The organism is Mesorhizobium sp. M7A.F.Ca.CA.002.05.1.1 (assembly GCF_003998335.1).
Lineage (GTDB): Bacteria > Pseudomonadota > Alphaproteobacteria > Rhizobiales > Rhizobiaceae > Mesorhizobium.
Map to the genome: position 1 here is coordinate 1 of NZ_RZQI01001240.1, position 1,309 is coordinate 1,309.

The 1,309-nt window shown below is 61.7% G+C and carries 2 protein-coding genes; one reads left to right on the top strand and one right to left on the bottom strand.

Annotated features, from left to right (window positions below):
* A partial coding sequence (locus EN939_RS34495) for a thiamine pyrophosphate-binding protein (RefSeq protein WP_245473285.1) occupies positions 1-475 on the bottom strand: 475 nt, incomplete at its 3' end.
* Between the two features lie 214 nt (positions 476-689).
* On the opposite strand from EN939_RS34495, the gene EN939_RS34500 reads away from it, so the two are divergent.
* Positions 690-1,309, top strand: a 620-nt coding sequence (locus tag EN939_RS34500; RefSeq protein ID WP_164751526.1) for an IclR family transcriptional regulator, incomplete at its 3' end; no start/stop codon positions are given.

Here is a 1,309-nt window from a genome sequence, read left to right on the forward strand (position 1 = left end):
TCACCGGGCCCGGCCGCGACGAGCGCATCAGATGAAACGCCTTCTGCAGCGCCATGGGGACGAGATAGGGCTCCATGACGGTGACCGCCCATTTGGCGACCGGCGCGGCAATGGCTGATATGTCGACGGCCTGGAAATCCTCCTTGTTCAGCCGCGCCCGCGGCGCCTGCCCGGTGATGCACAGGATCGGAATGGAATCCGCGGCAGCCGAATAGAGCCCTGTGATCATGTCGGTGCCGGCCGGACCCGAAGTGCCGATGCACAGGCCGATATTGCCTGCCTTGGCGCGGGTAAAACCTTCCGCCATGTGCGAGGCGCCCTCGACGTGACGGGCTAGCACGTGGCGGATCGTTCCCCTCGCCTTCAGCGCCGAATAGAACGGATTGATCGCCGCGCCCGGCACGCCGAAAGCGCAGGAAATGCCTTCCTTTTCAAGAACGAGAACCGCGGCATCGACAGCGCGCATCCTGGCCATTTTCCAGCCCTCCACGGGGTTTGTCATTGTTGGATTGGCCAAGGATGTCAGCACGCCGGGTATTTTTCAATTTTTTCAGAATATTTTTTCATTTCTAGAAAACGGCATTATCATTCTGATGTTATTTGGTTTTCTGTTTTCCAAGAACTCGGGTAGCGATCGTAGTGAAAAACTTTTTCATTGCGCATTTTGCGAAACGACCGAGAATGGCGGCATGGAAACGACCGAAAAACGGCAGCGCGGCCGGCCGCGCGCTTTCAACGGGCCCTCGGAGGCCACTTCGGTGCAGTCGCTCGACAGGGCACTGCGCATCCTGGCCATTGTCGCGGAAGGCAGCGGCCTGTCGCTGAGCGAGATATCGGCACAAAGCGGCCTTGCCGCCTCCACCGCCTACCGCATGCTGACGACGCTGCAAAACCACGGCATGGTCGAATTCGACACATCAGACCAGCTGTGGTCGATCGGCGTCGAGACCTACCGCATGGGCGCGGCCTTCCTGCGGCGCCGCAAGCTGGTCGACCGCGCGCGTGTGGTCATGCAAGAGCTGATGGAAAGAACCGGCGAGACCGCCAATCTCGGCGTCGCCGAGGACGATTGCGTGGTCTTCGTCAGCCAGGTCGAGACGCACCAGGCGATCCGCGCCTTCTTCCGTCCGGGCACACGCAGTCCCTTCCATGCGTCGGGCATCGGCAAGGCGGTGCTGGCGCATCTCGAGCCGGAGCGCGTCGGAAGCATCCTGCGCAAGGCAGGCCTGCAGCGCTTCACGGAGAGGACGCTGTCCGACATTTCGTCGCTTGCCCACGATCTGGCGCGGATCAAGCTGCGCGGCTGGTC